Genomic DNA, 308 nt, shown 5'->3' on the forward strand with positions numbered 1-308 from the left:
CATAAACCAGCTGTTCAGGGGATGATACAATATCACGGTAATCTTATTATTAACGCTGATGATATTGAGAATAACTATAGCATTATAGAAGCAGGGGGCAATGCGGATATTCATGCGAGTGTGCTGACCAATGTAGGGGCAACAGCCTATAAAAATACTTATCTTGGTTGTAAGGTCCATACGGATGCTTATTGTTATGGCTATAAAGCCGATGGCAGCCGTGATGTTTCTTTAGATATAGCCAATGGCACGTTTCGTCAGACTGGCTCAGAAGTTCTCGATACGGTTTCTGGTCTTGTTCAAGCGGG

At 42.5% G+C, this 308-nt stretch carries 1 protein-coding gene; it reads left to right on the top strand.

Annotated elements, in window-relative coordinates; translation table 11 throughout:
* Positions 1–308 (top strand): hypothetical protein (locus ACFINZ_RS09455; RefSeq protein WP_375701393.1); only part of this gene is annotated, 308 nt, incomplete at both ends.

The organism is Bartonella sp. AA81SXKL (genome assembly GCF_042196945.1).
GTDB lineage: Bacteria > Pseudomonadota > Alphaproteobacteria > Rhizobiales > Rhizobiaceae > Bartonella.